Annotated in this window: 17 protein-coding genes and 1 riboswitch; of the genes, 9 read left to right on the top strand and 8 right to left on the bottom strand. The window is 49.9% G+C overall.

The window, feature by feature from the left end:
* Positions 1-132: 132 nt before the first annotated feature.
* Complete coding sequence (locus QWY82_RS00940) at positions 133-1,149, top strand: IS110 family RNA-guided transposase (protein WP_290259239.1); 1,017 nt, start codon at positions 133-135, stop codon at positions 1,147-1,149.
* A 516-nt stretch (positions 1,150-1,665) separates the two neighbouring features.
* Here the strand turns inward: QWY82_RS00940 and QWY82_RS00935 are convergent.
* From QWY82_RS00935 to QWY82_RS00905, 7 genes are all read right to left on the bottom strand, one after another.
* Positions 1,666-5,133, bottom strand: a complete 3,468-nt coding sequence (locus tag QWY82_RS00935) for a chitinase C-terminal domain-containing protein (RefSeq protein WP_290259238.1) — start codon at positions 5,131-5,133, stop codon at positions 1,666-1,668.
* Between the two features lie 641 nt (positions 5,134-5,774).
* Complete coding sequence (locus QWY82_RS00930; protein ID WP_290259237.1) at positions 5,775-6,029, bottom strand: hypothetical protein; 255 nt, start codon at positions 6,027-6,029, stop codon at positions 5,775-5,777.
* A gap of 10 nt (positions 6,030-6,039) precedes the next feature.
* Positions 6,040-6,534, bottom strand: coding sequence for an MAPEG family protein (locus tag QWY82_RS00925; protein ID WP_290259236.1), 495 nt, complete (start codon positions 6,532-6,534; stop codon positions 6,040-6,042).
* Between the two features lie 307 nt (positions 6,535-6,841).
* Positions 6,842-7,246 carry a DUF1801 domain-containing protein gene (locus QWY82_RS00920; protein ID WP_290259235.1) on the bottom strand — a complete coding sequence of 135 codons (405 nt, stop codon included), beginning with the start codon at positions 7,244-7,246 and terminating at the stop codon, positions 6,842-6,844.
* Positions 7,247-7,314: 68 nt separating this feature from the next.
* Positions 7,315-7,716, bottom strand: a complete 402-nt coding sequence (locus QWY82_RS00915; RefSeq protein ID WP_290259234.1) for a GFA family protein — start codon at positions 7,714-7,716, stop codon at positions 7,315-7,317.
* 139 nt (positions 7,717-7,855) lie between these two features.
* Positions 7,856-8,191 carry an antibiotic biosynthesis monooxygenase family protein gene (locus tag QWY82_RS00910; protein ID WP_290259233.1) on the bottom strand — a complete coding sequence of 112 codons (336 nt, stop codon included), beginning with the start codon at positions 8,189-8,191 and terminating at the stop codon, positions 7,856-7,858.
* 101 nt (positions 8,192-8,292) lie between these two features.
* The gene (locus QWY82_RS00905) at positions 8,293-8,508 is read right to left on the bottom strand and encodes a TIGR02450 family Trp-rich protein (protein ID WP_290259232.1); all 216 of its coding nucleotides are present in this window, start codon (positions 8,506-8,508) and stop codon (positions 8,293-8,295) included.
* Positions 8,509-8,697: 189 nt separating this feature from the next.
* Here QWY82_RS00905 and QWY82_RS00900 point away from each other — a divergent pair, with 189 nt between their 5' ends.
* The 3 genes from QWY82_RS00900 to QWY82_RS00890 all read left to right on the top strand — a co-directional run bounded on the left by QWY82_RS00900 (position 8,698) and on the right by QWY82_RS00890 (position 10,807).
* Positions 8,698-9,834 (top strand): DUF2157 domain-containing protein, encoded by a 1,137-nt coding sequence (locus QWY82_RS00900; protein WP_290259231.1) that lies wholly within the window; start codon positions 8,698-8,700, stop codon positions 9,832-9,834.
* On the top strand, positions 9,831-10,310 hold the full coding sequence (locus QWY82_RS00895) for a GDYXXLXY domain-containing protein (RefSeq protein WP_290259230.1): 480 nt from the start codon (positions 9,831-9,833) through the stop codon (positions 10,308-10,310). The genes QWY82_RS00900 and QWY82_RS00895 overlap by 4 nt, the downstream gene beginning before the upstream one ends.
* A 110-nt stretch (positions 10,311-10,420) precedes the next feature.
* A complete protein-coding gene (locus QWY82_RS00890; protein ID WP_290259229.1) occupies positions 10,421-10,807 on the top strand; it encodes a VOC family protein in 387 nt (128 codons plus the stop codon).
* A gap of 271 nt (positions 10,808-11,078) precedes the next feature.
* Here QWY82_RS00890 and QWY82_RS00885 read toward each other — a convergent pair whose 3' ends face one another.
* Positions 11,079-11,525: a hypothetical protein gene (locus QWY82_RS00885; protein WP_290259228.1), complete on the bottom strand. Its 447-nt coding sequence runs from the start codon at positions 11,523-11,525 to the stop codon at positions 11,079-11,081.
* A gap of 295 nt (positions 11,526-11,820) precedes the next feature.
* Here QWY82_RS00885 and QWY82_RS00880 point away from each other — a divergent pair, with 295 nt between their 5' ends.
* The 5 genes from QWY82_RS00880 to QWY82_RS00860 all read left to right on the top strand — a co-directional run bounded on the left by QWY82_RS00880 (position 11,821) and on the right by QWY82_RS00860 (position 16,610).
* Positions 11,821-12,321, top strand: a complete 501-nt coding sequence (locus QWY82_RS00880) for a CC0125/CC1285 family lipoprotein (protein WP_290259227.1) — start codon at positions 11,821-11,823, stop codon at positions 12,319-12,321.
* A 454-nt stretch (positions 12,322-12,775) separates the two neighbouring features.
* Positions 12,776-13,300 carry a GNAT family N-acetyltransferase gene (locus QWY82_RS00875; protein ID WP_290259225.1) on the top strand — a complete coding sequence of 175 codons (525 nt, stop codon included), beginning with the start codon at positions 12,776-12,778 and terminating at the stop codon, positions 13,298-13,300.
* 53 nt (positions 13,301-13,353) lie between these two features.
* On the top strand, positions 13,354-13,767 hold the full coding sequence (locus tag QWY82_RS00870; RefSeq protein WP_290259223.1) for a VOC family protein: 414 nt from the start codon (positions 13,354-13,356) through the stop codon (positions 13,765-13,767).
* A 151-nt stretch (positions 13,768-13,918) separates the two neighbouring features.
* Complete coding sequence (locus tag QWY82_RS00865; RefSeq protein ID WP_290259221.1) at positions 13,919-14,350, top strand: hypothetical protein; 432 nt, start codon at positions 13,919-13,921, stop codon at positions 14,348-14,350.
* 118 nt (positions 14,351-14,468) lie between these two features.
* Positions 14,469-14,621, top strand: a riboswitch (cobalamin riboswitch).
* 141 nt (positions 14,622-14,762) lie between these two features.
* Positions 14,763-16,610, top strand: a complete 1,848-nt coding sequence (locus QWY82_RS00860) for a TonB-dependent receptor domain-containing protein (protein ID WP_290259219.1) — start codon at positions 14,763-14,765, stop codon at positions 16,608-16,610.
* Positions 16,611-16,651 lie beyond the last annotated feature (41 nt).

Here is a 16,651-nt window from a genome sequence, read left to right as displayed (position 1 = left end):
CGTGGCGCGAGCGACTCAATGCACGACTGCATGGATAATGGTATGGACCCACTCCACTTCTAAAGCGGCTTCGCAATGAGCCAAAATGGAAGTTACGAACATACCATTTAACAGAATGAGGAGTGGGTCGAGATGAAGATTACAACGATTGGGCTGGATATCGCAAAGTCTGTTTTCCACTTAGTGGCTGTAAATTTACGAGGCAAGCCGTTAAAGAAGAAACAACTAAAACGGCATCAGCTCTTGGCTTACTTTGCCAAGCTAGAGAGTTGCTTGGTTGTTATGGAAGCTTGCGGCAGTGCCAACTATTGGGCAAGAGAGCTTCAAGCCTTGGGGCATGATGTGAAACTAATAGCGCCGCAGTACGTGAAACCGTATGTCAAAGGCAACAAGAACGACTACAACGATGCGGAGGCAATTGCTGAAGCAGCTCAACGCCCTACTATGCGCTTTGTGCCCATTAAGAATATTGAGCAGCAAGATGTTCAGAACATACATCGACAAAGAGAGCGTTTAAAGGGCGAGCGTACAGCCCTGTCGAACCAGATAAGAGGGTTATTAGCGGAGTATGGCGTAGCGATTCACAAGGGTATTGCTACCTTGAAACGAGAATTGCCATTGATACTCGAAGACGGGAGTAACGCTTTAACCGTAGGTGCTCGGGAACTGTTTGCAGAACTGTTCGATGAGCTCATAGCCATTAACGAACGCCTAGAGCGCTGCGAGCAACGTATAAAAGCGGTTAATCAGGGTAATGAACAGTGCCAGCGTTTAGATGAGGTGCTCGGTATTGGAGCTATTACCGCAAGTGCACTGTATGCAGCGGCTGGTGATGGTAGTGACTTTGTGAATGGCCGACACTTCTCCGCGTGGTTAGGCTTAGTACCGGGTCAGCACAGTACGGGTGGTAAGCCCGTGTTACTGGGTATCAGTAAGCGAGGTAATTGTTATTTGCGCACCTTGCTGATACATGGGGCACGCGCAGTACTGCGGTATTCTGCGGAGAAAACAGATCGCTTTAGCCGCTGGGCGCAATCGTTACTGGAGCGAAGAGGCCACAACCGAGCCTGCGTCGCCGTAGCAAATAAGTTAGCCAGAATTGCTTGGGTGATCATGGCAAAAGGCGAGCGCTATCGCCCTGCGGTATAGAGCAGCGTTTTATCACAGTACGCGATAGCGTACTGCAAGAGTTTAACCCGTCGCGTCAGTTGCAAAGATAGATTGATTGGATGGTGAGATAGGTCAGACCGGCTCGTTCAAAACCTGTTCCGTGCATTGGCTTTAATAAAGCCGTAGGGATGATGAGGAGGACGAGCGCAAATATCCATCGGGGCCAGGAGGACAAAAACTTCCACCAACAGGCCGGATATATGAGAGCAATGACTTTTATCCATTATCAGAATCAAATGTCTTGCAAACGGGGTGGGTCCATATATGCAGGAGGTAGAGCACCAAAAGTAGGCGCCTTTAGGCGTTGATGGAGCGGTGAAGCGGCTGGGTGAGTCGACCTACGTGCCCAACCATAATCTCAGTAGTAGGTGCCTTAGCTTTTGCTCTTATGGTTTTCATCTATAGATGATCTAGACGCCAAACAAAAAACGGGGCACTAAGCCCCGTTTCCCTTTCCTAACGTTTAAAAAAACCTAAACGCTTTTACTTACTCTATTAGAAGCCACAAACCAAATCCCAATCACTCCCACCGGGTTGGGTCGCCGTCCACCACTTGGCTTGGTACACCGCGCTGTTGTGGGTCATGCGGTGGCCGCCGTTGGCGTGGGAGGGGTTGCCGGCCCAATCTTTTTGGGGAAAGTGGGGGTAGGCCGGGTAGCTGGCTGGGTCGATATTTTGTGCGGCGCAATCACCCGTGCCGCCACCATCGCCACCACCGGTGCCGCCGCCCGTTACCGTACCCGCCGGTAAGTTCGGATGCTCTTGTAAAAGCGCAAAGCGTTGGCTGCCGATTTTTACTTCCCAGTTTGAAGGCAGTGAAACCGGCAGATAGTATTTCATCACTACCTTCCAAGATTCGCCGTGCTTCACCGTTAAATAACTGGGTGTGGCAATTTTAACCCGATGGAAATTATTGTCTAAACCACCGATGTTATTGCCCGACGCGTTTGAACCGTTAGACACCACGGTTAAACCGGCGGCACTTTGGTCGGCAATATTATCCGGCGCACTGGTGGCTACATCGAAATAAAACTCGGTGCTGCCCGGTAAATCTACGCCGGAATTGTTGGTGATGATTAGGTCGGGCGTGATGGGGTAGTTGGAATCACCCAAAGCAAAATTGGTGAGATCAAAACTGATATCCAATTGCTCGCCGGGCAATGCCACTTCCGCACGCTTATTGCCGTACTTGGGTGCGTTGGCAAATTTATCCGCCAGTGCAGTGGTGAGGGTGTTGCCCATTTCGTATTCGCCGGTGCCGGCGTTGAAACGGTAATCACCCGCCAATTCCCAGAACATTACGCCGCCAATACCTTCATCGACAATGTAATCTGCCTTGCGGTTAATAGACTGTTCATCTTCCGTGGATAGGAACACTTTTTTCTCGGCGTTCCACAACCAAGGTGCCGCCATGGTGCTGTTGTAGTGGCGCACGTAAGTGCCTTGCAGCTGATGGTAGGGGTTGTTGACTGGGTCTAAGCCGTAGCTTGCGAGATAGCTACCCGGAATACCATTCTCCAAGTTTTTCGCGTGCCACATGGGGTTGGAACCGGCACCCAGTTCATCGCCCATTTCGTTTTTGTCGTGCCAGAGGTTGTCGATACCAATGGCGCCGTAGCCGCACTTATTGGTTTCGCCGGAACCGGTACCCACTGGGCATTCGCCTTGGTTGGGTAGCGACGCTTCGCCCCACAAGCCGTTGGTGCCGCCTTCAACGCCCTGCCAACCACGGGTGTAATAGGGCACGCCGATGTTAATGCGACCGGCCGGTAGTGAACCGCGGAAATAGTGGTAGGCCCAATCGGTATTGAGGTAGCCAATATTTTTGTACTGACCGCCGTAGGCATTCCATTTCAGCAATTCAGAATCTTCGCCGTTATCAAACAGCGGTGCATTGGGGCCAACAAATTGATTCCACGAACCGTGCAGGTCGTAAGACATAATGTTGACGTAATCTAAATACTGCACCGATTTAAACGCTTCCATACCGCGCAACAAATAACCCGACGACGGCGAGGCGATGGTGAGCATGTAGTGCTTGCCATCTTGCGCGCCGGCGGCGTCGAGTTTTTCGCGCAGGGTTTTCATCAGCACATTGTAAGAGGCGTTTAAGCCGCCGCGCATGGCGTTAGAAATGGCGAAGTCGAGCGGGTTGCCCGCGTCGTTCATGGAGGTGGGGTATTCGTAGTCGATATCGGCGCCGTCGAAGCCGTAGCTGCGCAGGAAGGTCACTACGGAATCGGCGAAGGTGTTAATGCCAGCGCTGTTAACCGAGCCATCGCTGTTGGTGGTCATGGTGTAGAAACCGCCTGAGTCGACGCGACCCTCGCCCTCGAAATAGCCGCCGGTTTCAGCCCAGCCGCCAATCGATACCAAGGTCTTCACGTGCGGGTATTGCTTCTTGTATTTGTTGAGCAGGTTGAAGTGGCCTTTGTAGGGCAGGCTCGGGTCCATTTCGGCACCGGCTACGCCCGGCCATTCCATGCCAGTGGCGGCATTGGTGGGCGAGTTGGCACCTACGGACACTTGGTTATTGCTGTTCACGTGGGCGAAGGCGTAGTTGATGTGGGTGAGCTTATCCCACGGGATTTGGTGCGCTAAGTAGGCGGGGCCATTGCCGCCGGTGCGCCAGCTGGTGAAATAGCCGATGACGCGGCGCGTGGCGCTGCCCATCAATTCGCGCCCGTCTGTGTCGTACACGGTGCAGTAGGGCACATCGATACCGGGTGTGGCGTAAAGGCCGTCTGGCCGGCAGTCTTCATGGTTCACCGAGCCGTCGTTGGCCACGGTCACGGTCTGTGAGGCATCGGCGGTTTTGGCTTGGTTGTCGTAGGCGCGGGCTAGCACCGTGTGGCTGCCGGCGCTGGCGGTCCAGCTGGTTTCGAAGGGTAGGCTGGTGTCGGTGCTGAGTAGTTGATTGTCTATATAAAACTCAACTTTGCTGATGCTGCCATCGGCGTCAGTCGCCGTCGCCGAGAGTGCTACTTGATCGCCGGCAATAATGCCGCTGGCCAGCGGTGCCAAGCTTACCGTGGGTGCGGCGTTGCTATCGGCGGCCACACTGAAGGCTTGGCTGGCGCTTTGGGTTTCGGCGTTGTCGTCATCCACTGCTACCGCATACAGGCTGTGATTACCGGCCTGCGCCTGCCAATTGGCTTGGTAGGGCGAGCTGGTGTCGGTGGCTAATAGCGCGTTGTTTAAATAGAAGCGCACGGCGCTGATTTGGCCGTCGGTATCGGAGGCCACAGCGCTAAAGCTGGCGGCTTGGCCGTCCATCCAATTAGCCGGCACATTAGCCAGGGAAATTTGCGGTGCTTGATTGGGCAGGGCAGTAACGGCTATAGACGAGCTGCCGGATTGCGCTGTGGCATTTTGGTTGTCGGTGGCGATGGCGTGAATGGTGTGATTGCCGGCCGTCGTTTGCCACTGCACCGAATAGGGCGCGCTGGTATCTGCGCCGATCAAAGCGTTGTCTACATAAAACGCAACTTGTTGAATGCTGCCATCGGCGTCGCTGGCGCTGGCCGATAAGGTGACAGTATCGCCTTCGCTAGCGGACGTTGGGGCGTTATGGCTAACGGTTGGCGCTTGATTGGTGGTGCCGCCGTTGGTCACTTGAATAGTGAAGCTGTTACTGCTGGTGCAGCCATCGGTATTACACAGCGCGACTTGTAGTGCGTGGCTGCCGGCTGAAAAGTTGCTGGTGCACTCTGCGCTTTGTTGGTTTTGGCCGTTAGGGGTGAGTTGGCCTTCACACTGCACGGCGCCATTGTTGGTGAGTGTCCAGCTTGTGCCATTTACACCCCACCACATATCCCAGTGCACGGTAAGGTTGTTGCCATTTTCGAAACTGGTGGGCATCCAGCTGATAGCGGGTTTTGCAGGCACTGCTGCTTGGCTGCTGAAGCTTGCGAAAGCACAGGCCAAAGCAACGCCCAGCCCGAGTTGGGAGCGTTTAAACATCGTGTTACACCTCGTGGTTATTATTTTGATTTTTGGTTTTTCACAACATCCTGTAGGCCAACAAACCTAGAGCCTCATCACCACTGGGCAAAAGAGAGGGCAAACGCACAGAATGACAACGTTGTATCATAAAGTTTCAGGATGGACAACGTTGTCATTCTGACTCTGTGTGCTATGCCCAAAAGGATTGGGCTAGTGACTTGCGGCCCTGGTATGGGGAAGGTGAGCAAAAACAGCGGGTTATGGCCGGAGGATGGCAGGAGGTTGAGGTTTGAAATTAGTGGGTACGAACGTAAGTGAGTTCTGGGGGGGGATTTCAGCAGGGAGATTGTTAGGTGTGAAAAGTAATGTGTGTTTGAGATCACTGCTGTCCCGTTAAGGATTTTGCGAATCTTCCGATGGACTCGTATTTAATGAGATGACCTTGGGTGAGCATGGTGCCAGACATGAACCGCGTGCTTACGCTAGAGACACGCCGTTAATACTTCCATGTAGGCTCAACACCAGCATCCATGCTGGTGACGGTCTCTAGCACAAGCCCCCAATTCATGTTCTCAGCGTTAGCGAGACAGCAGTGGATTGAGAAAACCGAAATGTAATGCAGAACAGAGGTGCAGTGGGCGCTGGTTTATAGCAGTTTTTTAACGCTCGGTATTGGTATTTGACGCTTGATGTTGCTTTGCCCAATACAAGGTAAGGCCAACACTGATGATGCAGGCAAGCGTAGGTATGGCGGCTGCGACAAAAAAGAAGGTTGAGCCAAGTCGGTACATTGAAAACGCTATCCCCCCAAATAGGAAGCCCACTAACAGTTCAACTTGAATGGATTCCCAAGTGGAACGGCCGTCAGTGTCGAGCGTTTTCCCCATGTAGTGGTGTATGCGTATTTTTTTCAAAATAAATTACCTAACGAAAGAGAAAACTGAGCGCCAAATAACTCGCCATGCCGTAAGTTGATAGCAACGTTAAAGACATGAAAACGCCGCGTAGGTTATCGTTTCCGGCGAAGTAGCTGTAGGTGTAGCCTAAACGGGCGATGGGAAATAACAGTAACCATACCCATGCCGCGAGCAAGCTTGGCGATGCTAGCGAAAAGATAATGGCCAGAAAGATATAGTAAATTGTATTTTCTGTTGTATTTCTGTGGGTGTTTAGGTGCCTCTCAATTTCATTTATGCCCTCGTCGGAAACATCGGCTTTACTTGCTGCATGCGTTTTCCTTTCTTCGGGCGAGGCGTACACTTTGTACTTGTGCCGGGTTAGCTCGGTAGCGGTCATTACCCAGGAGTGATTCAGGATTAAAATGGCCGCTGCTAATGTAAGTATGCCTAGCAGCTCGTTGGTAGGCACCGCTGCCTGAGTGGGTTGAATGCCCAATACAAAACATAAGACCAAGCTCAATAGTAAAACCCCAAAAGGATAAACTTTAATTATCCAATTAGCGCCTTGAGTACTTCCTTTTTTTTCTTTGCTTGCTTGTGCATCGACCATGTCGCCCTCTCCTGATTGCCCTTAAAGGATTATCATTTAAGGGTGTGAAAGCAAGTGCGCGTTGTGGTTGGATAGTTGCGTTCGCGTTACTTGAATCAAGTGTGGTTGTATACGGGTTAGCTTGAGCGCGTCCGATCCGATACTGTAGCTGGTTTGCCCTGATCATAGCTCGCATTAAACCCGTTTATGAGTCTAATGATCGATTTTTGTCGAACGCTTAAGCGCCAAGTAAAGGTTTATGCTTGAGTGAGTGGTAGCGCAGCGTTAAGGATACGCAATGTTTTAAAACTTGCTCCGGCAGTTTTTGGTGTATGTCGAGAATGATCGCTCTGTTGCCAGAAAAGCAAAGCGCCTCCCCATATAGTTCGGTAAAAGTAGCCACCAAAGAGGTCTGGCAGTGGAAGTACATCGCGTACTGGTTGGGTTCCTTCGCTTTCCAATCTATGCGCAATGTGCTGCCGTGTTTACATAAATAACTGGGCTCGCCCCATTTTAAACATTCTTCAAGATCATCTATGCCATCTTCCGCCGCCACTTCAAAAATAAGTGAACGAAGGGTGAGCATCAACGGCCGAATGTGTTCTGGGTAAGACGCGAACTTTACCTGAACATCCTTTTGCATCAGAGCTTCCTGTCGACAAAGTAAAAATTGGATGCCAGACAGCGCCGTGCTGTGACTGTTGGTTTGGGTCAATCTGGCCCTTGCGCTTGATACTGGGTAACGCCCTCGGGCATAACCTCCCAACTTGCTTTGGAGCCGACAAAGATATGCCGACCTATTTCAATGTGAGGGTCTTCGTTCAGGCAGCCTAGCGTGATGCCGTGAACGTGATTTTTGTAGATGCCGCACAAGGTAGAGCCGCATTGGCGGCAAAACTGAAAGCCGAAATCTTGCTGGCTTGCGTAGGTGGTTAACGCGTCGGCGCCGCAAAGCCAGCTGAAATCCGCAGGATCGACTAAGGCATAGGCCGAAGCCTGGGCGCTAAAGGCTTTGCGACAGCGCGAGCAGTGACAAGAGCGCGCGTCGCGCAGCGGGCCTGTGATTTGATACTTAACCGCGCCGCAAAAACATTCACCGGTTAATGTTGTCATGCGCAATCCCTCCATCCAAATTTTAACGTGTGTAAGGCTATGAGTCGTAGGATCATTCCTCTGTAGCCTGTAGCCTGTAGCCTGTAGCCTGTAGCCTGTAGCCTGTAGCCTGTAGCCTGTAGCCTGTAACCTGTAGCGCTTAGCTTTGCGAAATAATTTGATATTGCCCAGGTGAAACAACAATAGGTTCAGGAAAGCCCTTGCCCAATACCCGCATGCCGTCGCTATTTTCGCCGTCGGTATTGTTAAATCCTAGGTTAACAACGCGCTCGAAATCCTGTATCGACGCCCACACTACGGTGTTTACATACTTGATCGAGCCGTCAGTTTCCCTATGGATGGATTTGTAAAAGGTCGAACTCACAAAGCCCTCTTGCTTGCTAAAGTAGTCTACGTACACTGCTCTAATTTGCTCGGCTTCGGCTTCCATGCCAGCGGGGACTTGAATTGTGTTGATGACGTTAATTTCGCTCATGCTAAATTCCTAATGTGCGATGGCTAGTAGGCGTGCTCCGTTTTAAGTCGTGGCGATAGAGCCCCAAGCGACTAGCCGTTAACTAGTGAAATATGACTAACCTACTGCCAGCCGTGAAGCCAGCGTGTGTTATTAGTCAAGTCGTGCCAGTCGATTGAACTAGATCTTTTTGACAATACAGCCTCTAGAATGCATGAGGTTACAGTGCCCTCCTGGTCAAATTCTACCTCTGTTACCAAAAAATGTTTTTCTCGATTCTTTGGTGTAACTGCCGTCCATTTGCTGTTAAGTAGTTTTTTAGGCTTGATATTGTTCATGATAGGACCATCAAGTTTAGTTTAAAAATAGTTGGGCTTCAGGGTAAGACGATAGCGAAGTGAATAATTTACTTGAATTGTGTAGATGTTAGGCTAGCTTGGCGCCGTTTAGCGCGCCATAATCGCCGCTTAATCTTTGTGGTGCCAAACAAAAGCGACACCCGAAAACTCAGCTAATCAGGGATGCCCATGGCGAATTTAACACAACTGCTTCAGGAGTGGGTGAGCGCAGAACTTATCTCATCGACGCAAGCCGCCAGTATCGAACGCTATGAACAAGCAAAGCCGGCGCGGCATTGGGTACTCTATGGCATTTTGGCGGTTGGCGTAACCGTATTAGCGATAGGCGTGATTTCTTTGATCGCCGCTAATTGGAGTGAAATACCTAATTGGGCAAAACTTGGTGCCGACTTACTCGTGCTAGCCGCCTTGGCGTTGGGTATTTACCGGCTGCATGGCAGCGGAAGCCTAGTGCTGTTTGAAGTGGGCATCGTTTTTTTCGCCGCGCTGATTTTGGCGTCTATCGGATTGATTGCACAGATCTACCACACAGGCGGCGATTTGTACCAAGCGCTACTGCTGTGGCTGGTGATGTTATTGCCTTTAGCGCTATGCACGCAGCGCGCACCCTTGCCCCACGTATGGCTAATGGTTTTTATGGGCGCAGTCATATCGCTAGTCGACGCAAAGAGCGATGACTGGTTTGGCAGTTCCGATGATCAAGTCATGCTAAGCCTGTTGTTTGCTGCACCGGCTATCTTATTTATATTGGGTAAATTGGCATTGGCGCTGTTGCCCACCCATGCTTTTGCTCGCGTGTTCAACTTTTGGCTGGCGGTGTTAGGGTGCATTGCTGTGGTCACCATGGATATCGGATCGTGGGGTTGGATGCCCTTGGTGTTCAGCTATCCCATTCTCATCGGGCTAACAGCGCTATTCGCGATTGCGCTGGCGCTAGTCGTCGTTACCGATAGCCCGTCGGCAACTCATCGGAAAGCGCTTCTATTATTGTTTGCGGTTTATGTTGTTGCGGTATTCGCGACTCGTTTGAGTCTAGAAAGCTCTCTGGTGGCCGCCACATTTAGCATCCTCCTTGCGAGCCTTTGCGCATTTTACTTTGCCCTATGCGGCTCGCGCCGGCTATTCAATTTCTTCGCCTTGCTGGTGGCCATTCGTTTTTTAATCGTCTATTTCGATGCGTTGGGTGGGCTAGCGACCACTGGCATTGGTTTGATTATTTCCGGCGTTATCATATTGAGCTTGGCTTGGGCTTGGTATAAGCATCATGGGCGCCTGCAAACATTGGTTGAGGGCATCAGATTATGAAGCATAAAAAAATACTGATTGCGGCGCTTGTTTTTCCCTTGCTCTGTCTCGTATTTCTTGCCGGTTCTAAGGCCTATGTGTCGAGCATTGGCAAGGAATTTACTCTGCCTGTTACGGGCTTTGACCCGAGAGATTTATTATCTGGCCATTACATCGTGTATCAAATTGCTTTTGATATTGATGACCTATGCGCTGAAAACAGTGAACCGGAGGCGGTCTGTTTAGTGGAAGGTGGTGATCACTATGCGAGCCATTCGGCCTTGGCGTGCGATTATCCCTTACGAGGTGTATGCCAATATGGCCGTTTTCAAACAGGTTTGGAGCGCTTTTATATCCCTCAATCGGAAGCCATGCGCTTGGATGCCGCAGTGCGCAAGGGTGAGGGTTCCATTGTGCTGTCTGTCACCCCGTCGGGTGCCAATGTGGTGAAGAAATTGTTGGTCAATGGCCAAAGTTGGCAGGCCGAAGAATCATAGGTCGCTTGGTTAGCGCTGCTTTATGAATGTGGCGAAGTGTCAAAGGTTAATCACCGCAACTAGACGATTCATGAATAAAAACTTTATATGTCAATCAAGCAGGAAGCATCGTGCAAGTAGATAGAATTGATCACATAGTTCTTACCGTTAAGGATATTCCTGCAACTGTAGATTTCTATACCCTTGTTATGGGCATGGAAAAGGTGGTGTTTGGTCAAGGGCGCGTTGCATTAGTTTTTGGAAACCAGAAAATAAACCTTCATCAGCAGGGAGCGGAGCTTGAGTCAAAAGCTGAAAATGTTAGTGTTGGTAGTGCAGATTTGTGTTTTATCGTCAAAGAACCCATCGAGTTGGTAATCAAAGGGCTCATTGAACATAATATTCCAATAATAGAGGGCCCTGTTAATCGCACTGGAGCCACAGGAAAAATTGTATCTGCATATTTTAGAGATCCCGATGGTAATCTAATTGAAGTTTCAAACTATGCAAGCATATAACAAGTGGTAGCAGTATCGGTCCTACGGACCTAGACTCGCTCGAAGAGGTATTGTTCGTTTGTGATTAAAAAGGTTGTCTCGGCCATGGCTCATTGCCTTCGACGGCTGCAAAAAATTGTCTGATGCAGCCGGCGAGCACTCTCGCAACTTGGCTGAATGGGAATAAAAACGTAAGAAGATACGCAGGTATATAGAATATTGTTTTTAATACTATCAAAGGCTAGACAGGTCGTCGCCACGGCGATAGGAAGAAACAACGTAAGCAAAAATCTTAAACGCTGTCGAGGTGATCTGAAAGGATTAGCCTATTTAAATTTTTGGCACTGCTTGCGTGGTTGAGCGCGGTGTTTTGTGCCTTCAAGCGTGAGTTAACTCCAGTGCTCTTGCTTTCATTAACCTCCGCTAGCCGGGTGATAAGTCTTTGATAAGTATAATTTTTTATCATTGGTCTGACATTGGCCGTTATCATGGTGGCTAGAATCAGCTTCAACCTCGTGTCAATCCTATCTGCATTAAAGAGAGAGCCTCTTGCTCGTTCAAACAAGTGTATTCGCGAGTTAAATCCAGCAATTGATATAACTGGTTTAGCTAATACTTTAATCTTGGCGTTGAATAAGGCTTTTAGGCGGTGCGTCTCATATTTTGACGTGTAAATAGCTATTGTTTCGTTACCAGTAGTAGGGTGTTTATTCATATCGGTTTTGCTTGTTGTTTTCATAATTCACTCTTGCTACATTCGATTTTCAGCAAAATTGAACTGTTCAAGTAATAGTAGGGGCAGTAGCGCTTCCGAGTTAGTTAGGGCGCCCGCTAGTGTGGGTGCTTAGAGGCCTCGGGATATCTAGCTGAATGTCTGTTGCTGCAGCTATGGGCAACACCATATCATTTAAAGTTGGGTCGGCTGAATAAGTGCGATGTTTAGCTGGCAAGGGTGTTTACGTGGGCGGCTATCGCTGCCGAACTTATTAACGTTTACTTTTGCCGCCGGCATTACCCACTAATCAGGAGAGACCATGAGAAATCTAATTGTATTCGTTTTGTTTTTTGCTTTTATCCAAGGGTGCGCTACGTCTTACCAGAATGACGGTTTAACCGGTGGCTATTCAGAGACGCAGCTCGATGACAATGTCTTTAAGGTTTCCTTTAGAGGTAATGCGTTTACTGATGCTGGAAAGGCTTCGGATTTTACCTTGCTGCGTAGTGCCGAAATCACGTTGGAACAAGGCAGCCGGTATTTTGTCATCATCGATGCAAATAGCTATACAACGAGCAGTGCACATTCAACGCCAACCACGTCTAGTACTATGGCGAGCGTGTCTAGCGTTGGCGGTACAAGTTACGGTAGCGCGACTACCACAACCTACGGCGGTGATTCTTATATTATAACCAAGCCGAATACTTCAAACACAATCATAATATTCAAGGAAAAGCCCGGGCAAGGCTTTAGTTATAACGCCGAATCGGTTTACAAAGCACTAGCTAAAAAATACGGCATTGAATCAGTAGGAAATTGATTTGTTCGAGTGTTTTTTGTCGGTTGTAAGGCGTTGGGTTGATTTATATTGCTTTAGCGCTCGCCAATGAAATCGCATTATCTTTATAGGCGCATGGCGGCAAAAGAATAGGCTTGTGCCGAAGTGGTTCTAGTTTGAGTCTCTTCTAGGAGGGTTTACGCTATTAGTCGGAACGGTTTTATTAGTAATCCAGAATGCTATTTTTAATGAGGACTAGTTTTTTTGCTGAGGTGGATGAAGGAATGCTCTAAGCATTTTAGTTCTACGAGGTGGCGCGGAGATAAGTAGGAATGGGTTTTCAGTGTGCAGAATGTGGCTATAAGGGCAAGCAGTCTTCTCAGGGTGCTTGCCCTGCTTGCGGGTCTTTTAAGCTGGCGCAAAAAAGCAGCTTGAATAACGACTCTGAGAAAAATGATAAGCATCGAGGGTTGAGGTCCATTGCATTGGTGTTGCTTTGGTTGTATCTGGCGTATCTTATTTTCCAAAAAATATATGGGTGATAAAGCTTAAGGTTGAATACCTGGTATGTTTTTATCTTGCTTTGGGTGTTGATATGAAGGGCTATAGAATTAGTACAGATTATGACGAGATGAACTTGTCTGTTGTGCATGCTTTTATTTCAAGCTCTAGTTGGGCGAAAGGCATTCCGCTTGAAACCATGGCGCGGGCAGTTAAAAATTCGCTCTGTTTCGGGGTGTTTACGCGTTCCGGGGAGCAAGTGGGTTTTGCGCGTATGATCACTGACTCAGCAACCTTTGCCTACCTTGCCGACGTATTTATTCTTGAGAGCCACCGTGGCCAAGGCTTGAGCAAATGGTTAATGGAAACGATCTTGGCTCATCCCCAATTGCAGGGTTTGCGGCGTATGCTATTGGCGACGGCAGACGCCCATGGTCTATACGGACAATTCGGATTTACACAGCTGGCAAAGGCTGAATCATTTATGGAGCTTTGGGTGCCGGGGGTGTATTCAGATTGATAACAACGGCTTGTAAACCCGGTTCTGCCTTCGGCTAGTTCAGCTCAAGGGTAATGCTGACAGTATTTACAAGGTGGAATGGAAGCATGAATTTGAATCAAGTCACACTGCCAGTTAGCGATATGCCATTAGCGGCAGCCTTCTACCGGAAAATGGGTTTTGTTCAGATAGTTGATACCCCACATTACGCGCGTTTTGAATGTAGTGATGGCGGTTCAACTTTTTCACTAAGCTTGGCAGAAGAGGGGTTCAACAACGGCAGCGTTATTTATTTTGAAGATGAGCAGATTGACGAGTTGGTGGGCCGGCTTGAAGCTAAAGGTTTTTGTTTCGAAGCGGCGCCAACAGACAAGCGATACCTCTGGCGGGAGGCAGTTCTAAGAGACCCTTCAGGAAACAAAATCATCTTGTATTGGGCTGGCAAAAATAGGTTGAACCCGCCATGGCGAGTAGCGTTGAGCGAATAAGTACAACTTACTAAATACGGCCTGACAGTGTGTCGCCATCTGTCAGCTTGCTAAAATGGACTAGGCCATTTGCTAGTCATTTTTAGCCATCTGGCGAATATTTCTCCACCAAACATCGCTTTAACATGGCAGCACGTTTCCGAGGTGTGCCATGAAGTTGCCGTGCTGTATTGCCCTATTGTTCAATTTCCTTTGTTGTTCGCCGCTGCTTGCTGCAGAGCGCCATATTTCCAGCATGCCGCCTAGTAGCCTTTTCGCGCTGGTGGATAAACGTTTGGGGCAAATTGAGCTCGCTATCACCAGTGACCCTGTGGCAATTACCCGCGGTGGCTACCAACGTCAGGCGGTGATACTCACGGCAGGTGCTGCAGCTGTCCGGCCGAACCTATTGTTATGGGAGCTTGATATGACGAGCCCTGTGCTGATGAATACGCAGCGTCTCTCGCCACGTATTTTGCTGGGCTTGAACGAAAGTTATCAGTTTGACAAATTACTGCCCGCGCATTTGCGCGCCTTCGAAAACGACCTGTTGCACAGCCATAATCTTGTGCAACCCTTGGTGACATTCAAGCTCCTGTTCTAGTACTGTCAGGTTCGCGCTTTTACGCAGGAGCGTGGCCGCGAAACTCGGCTTTTTAGCAGTGCTTGCGAACCACTGCCATTGCTTTCTTGACCTGCTCCGATATCCGAGTAAACTCCGCGCCATCAAAGCTAGGTGCTCTGGTGACTCTCTGCTACAAGAGAGTCATGCCCGAGTTAAATGGGAAGCTGGTTCAAGGCCAGCGCTGCCCCCGCAACGGTGATGTGGTTGATTCAACCCTAAGCCCGATACCTGCCTCGCTTTGCTGCCCGTTATTCGCCATTTTTAGTGTGGCGCTGAGCGGCAACACGACGTAGCGGAGGGCTGCATCGGTGGTCTTCTTTCTCGCGTTGGCGAACGAGTACCCACTTTTCTCCCTCTCTCAAACCACTTATTTTGTGAATAGAGAGCTCTCATGAAACTTACTTCTTTATCTGCTGCAATTGCTTTGACTATTGTTGGCGTTCAGGCTCAAGCCCAAGATCTTCAACAAGAAGAGATGGTTGTCACAGCCACTCGAACAGAAACACCCTTGGCGCAAACCTTTGCCCCCGTGTCTGTGTTGACGGCTGCTGAAATCGAGCAGTTGCAGGTGCGCGATGTGCCTGAATTGATTAGCCGTTTTACCGGTGTCGACATGGTGCAGCGCGGTGGTCGCGGTGCCAACAGCAGCGCCTTCGTGCGCGGCACTAACTCTGGCCATTTGTTGGTGTTGGTTGACGGCGTGCGGGTGGGTTCGGCGACCTTGGGCAGTACGGCGCTGGAGTTCGTCGACCCGGCGGCGATCGAGCGCATTGAATTAGTGCGCGGTCCGCGCTCCAGTTTGTACGGCTCTGACGCCATAGGCGGCATAGTGCAAATTTTTACCCGCCAGGCGGAAAATGACGGCGCTAGCCTTGCCGTCAATGTCGGTTACGGTAAGCACAATGAGCAGCAGGCGCGCTTGGTTGCTGGCTGGAAGGATGAGGCAACCCAGCTCAATCTGGTGGCTTCGCATATCAGCACCGATGGCTTCGATCGCACAGTCAACACCAGCAATGGCAACGGCGATAAAGATGCCTATGCCGCTGATCGGTTGGCGCTTAATGCCAGTCAGCAGCTGTCGCAAGCTTGGTCGCTGGAGGCCAGTGGGCAGTATCAGCAAGGTGAAAGCGATAGCGACAACGGCTTTTGTTTTGTCGACTGCGAACCCTTCGCCACATTCACTAACTACTCGGCTGATGTGGGGCTCAAGGGCCAGATAAATCAGGTGTGGCTTACGCAATTGCGCGCCGGTCTGTCGCAGGATGAATCACAGCAAGACGACCATATTGCCGGCGTTGCAGAGATAAACTACGGCGGCAATAACCGCTTTAATACCGAGCGCGAAAGTGCCAGCTGGCAAAATGATTTAGCGCTAGCGGAGGCGAGCTTGTTGAGTCTTGGTGTCGATTACTACGTCGAGCAGGTCGAATCGAATAATGTTGTTTACGCCGTTGATAGTCGGGATAACACCGGGGTTTTTGTTCAGTATCAGGGTCGCTCTGGCGGCCATAATCTGATTGCCGCGCTGCGTTACGACGACAACGAACAGTTTGGTAGCAAAGACACGGGGAGTATCACCTATGGCTTTGATTTGGCCGACGGTTGGAGCCTAATGGCAAGCTATGGCAGCGCTTTTAAGGCGCCCAGTTTTAACGATCTTTACTACCCATTTTCGGGTAATGCTGAGTTAAAGCCAGAATCTTCGCGCAACCTGGAAGCCGGCATAAAATTTCACCAAGATGGCCTGCTGTTTGCCATGAATATATTTGAAAACGATGTGAGCGATCTCATTGCCTGGGCGCCAGATGCCGGTGGCAACTGGTACCCGTTCAATGTCAACGATGCGGAGATTACCGGTGTGGAAGCGGAGTTTGCACAGAACTTTGACGGCTGGTTGCTCGGCGTTAACTACACAGCCCTAGATGCGGAAGACAAAGCCACGGGCAAGCGCTTAATCAATCGATCGGATCAATTGTTTAACGCCGATCTTAGCCGCGCATTTGGCGGCATTACCTTGGGCTTAGGTTTTGAAGCGCGTTCGGCGCGCTACGCCGATCAGGCCAACACGCAAAAATTGTCAGGTTATGGCTTGGTTAATCTTCGCGCTGCATGGGCTATTAGCAACAATCTCGTGCTGGAAGCGAAGGTGAATAATCTGCTCGACAAGGATTACACCGTGGTGAGTGGTTATTACGAAGACGGTATCAATGCCTTCGGTAGCGCCACCTATCGGTTCTAGTGCTTGAGCGATAGCTGTTCTGGGTTTATTTGCGTCTGAAT

The sequence above is a fragment of the Simiduia curdlanivorans genome (genome assembly GCF_030409605.1).
In the GTDB taxonomy this organism is placed as follows: Bacteria; Pseudomonadota; Gammaproteobacteria; order Pseudomonadales; family Cellvibrionaceae; genus Simiduia; species Simiduia curdlanivorans.
This window is presented reverse-complemented; position numbering and strand designations above follow the sequence as displayed.

What these genes read in the sequence shown, in the direction of transcription:
- QWY82_RS00860 (WP_290259219.1), top strand. Translation starts at nt 14,763, where the DNA reads ATGAAACTTACTTCTTTATCTGCTGCAATTGCTTTGACTATTGTTGGC.
- QWY82_RS00865 (WP_290259221.1), top strand. Translation starts at nt 13,919, where the DNA reads ATGAAGTTGCCGTGCTGTATTGCCCTATTGTTCAATTTCCTTTGTTGT.
- QWY82_RS00895 (WP_290259230.1), top strand. Translation starts at nt 9,831, where the DNA reads ATGAAGCATAAAAAAATACTGATTGCGGCGCTTGTTTTTCCCTTGCTC.
- QWY82_RS00910 (WP_290259233.1), bottom strand. Translation starts at nt 8,191, where the DNA reads ATGAGCGAAATTAACGTCATCAACACAATTCAAGTCCCCGCTGGCATG.
- QWY82_RS00905 (WP_290259232.1), bottom strand. Translation starts at nt 8,508, where the DNA reads ATGAACAATATCAAGCCTAAAAAACTACTTAACAGCAAATGGACGGCA.
- QWY82_RS00915 (WP_290259234.1), bottom strand. Translation starts at nt 7,716, where the DNA reads ATGACAACATTAACCGGTGAATGTTTTTGCGGCGCGGTTAAGTATCAA.
- QWY82_RS00940 (WP_290259239.1), top strand. Translation starts at nt 133, where the DNA reads ATGAAGATTACAACGATTGGGCTGGATATCGCAAAGTCTGTTTTCCAC.
- QWY82_RS00880 (WP_290259227.1), top strand. Translation starts at nt 11,821, where the DNA reads ATGAGAAATCTAATTGTATTCGTTTTGTTTTTTGCTTTTATCCAAGGG.
- QWY82_RS00920 (WP_290259235.1), bottom strand. Translation starts at nt 7,246, where the DNA reads ATGCAAAAGGATGTTCAGGTAAAGTTCGCGTCTTACCCAGAACACATT.
- QWY82_RS00870 (WP_290259223.1), top strand. Translation starts at nt 13,354, where the DNA reads ATGCTGACAGTATTTACAAGGTGGAATGGAAGCATGAATTTGAATCAA.
- QWY82_RS00885 (WP_290259228.1), bottom strand. Translation starts at nt 11,525, where the DNA reads ATGAAAACAACAAGCAAAACCGATATGAATAAACACCCTACTACTGGT.
- QWY82_RS00935 (WP_290259238.1), bottom strand. Translation starts at nt 5,133, where the DNA reads ATGTTTAAACGCTCCCAACTCGGGCTGGGCGTTGCTTTGGCCTGTGCT.
- QWY82_RS00900 (WP_290259231.1), top strand. Translation starts at nt 8,698, where the DNA reads ATGGCGAATTTAACACAACTGCTTCAGGAGTGGGTGAGCGCAGAACTT.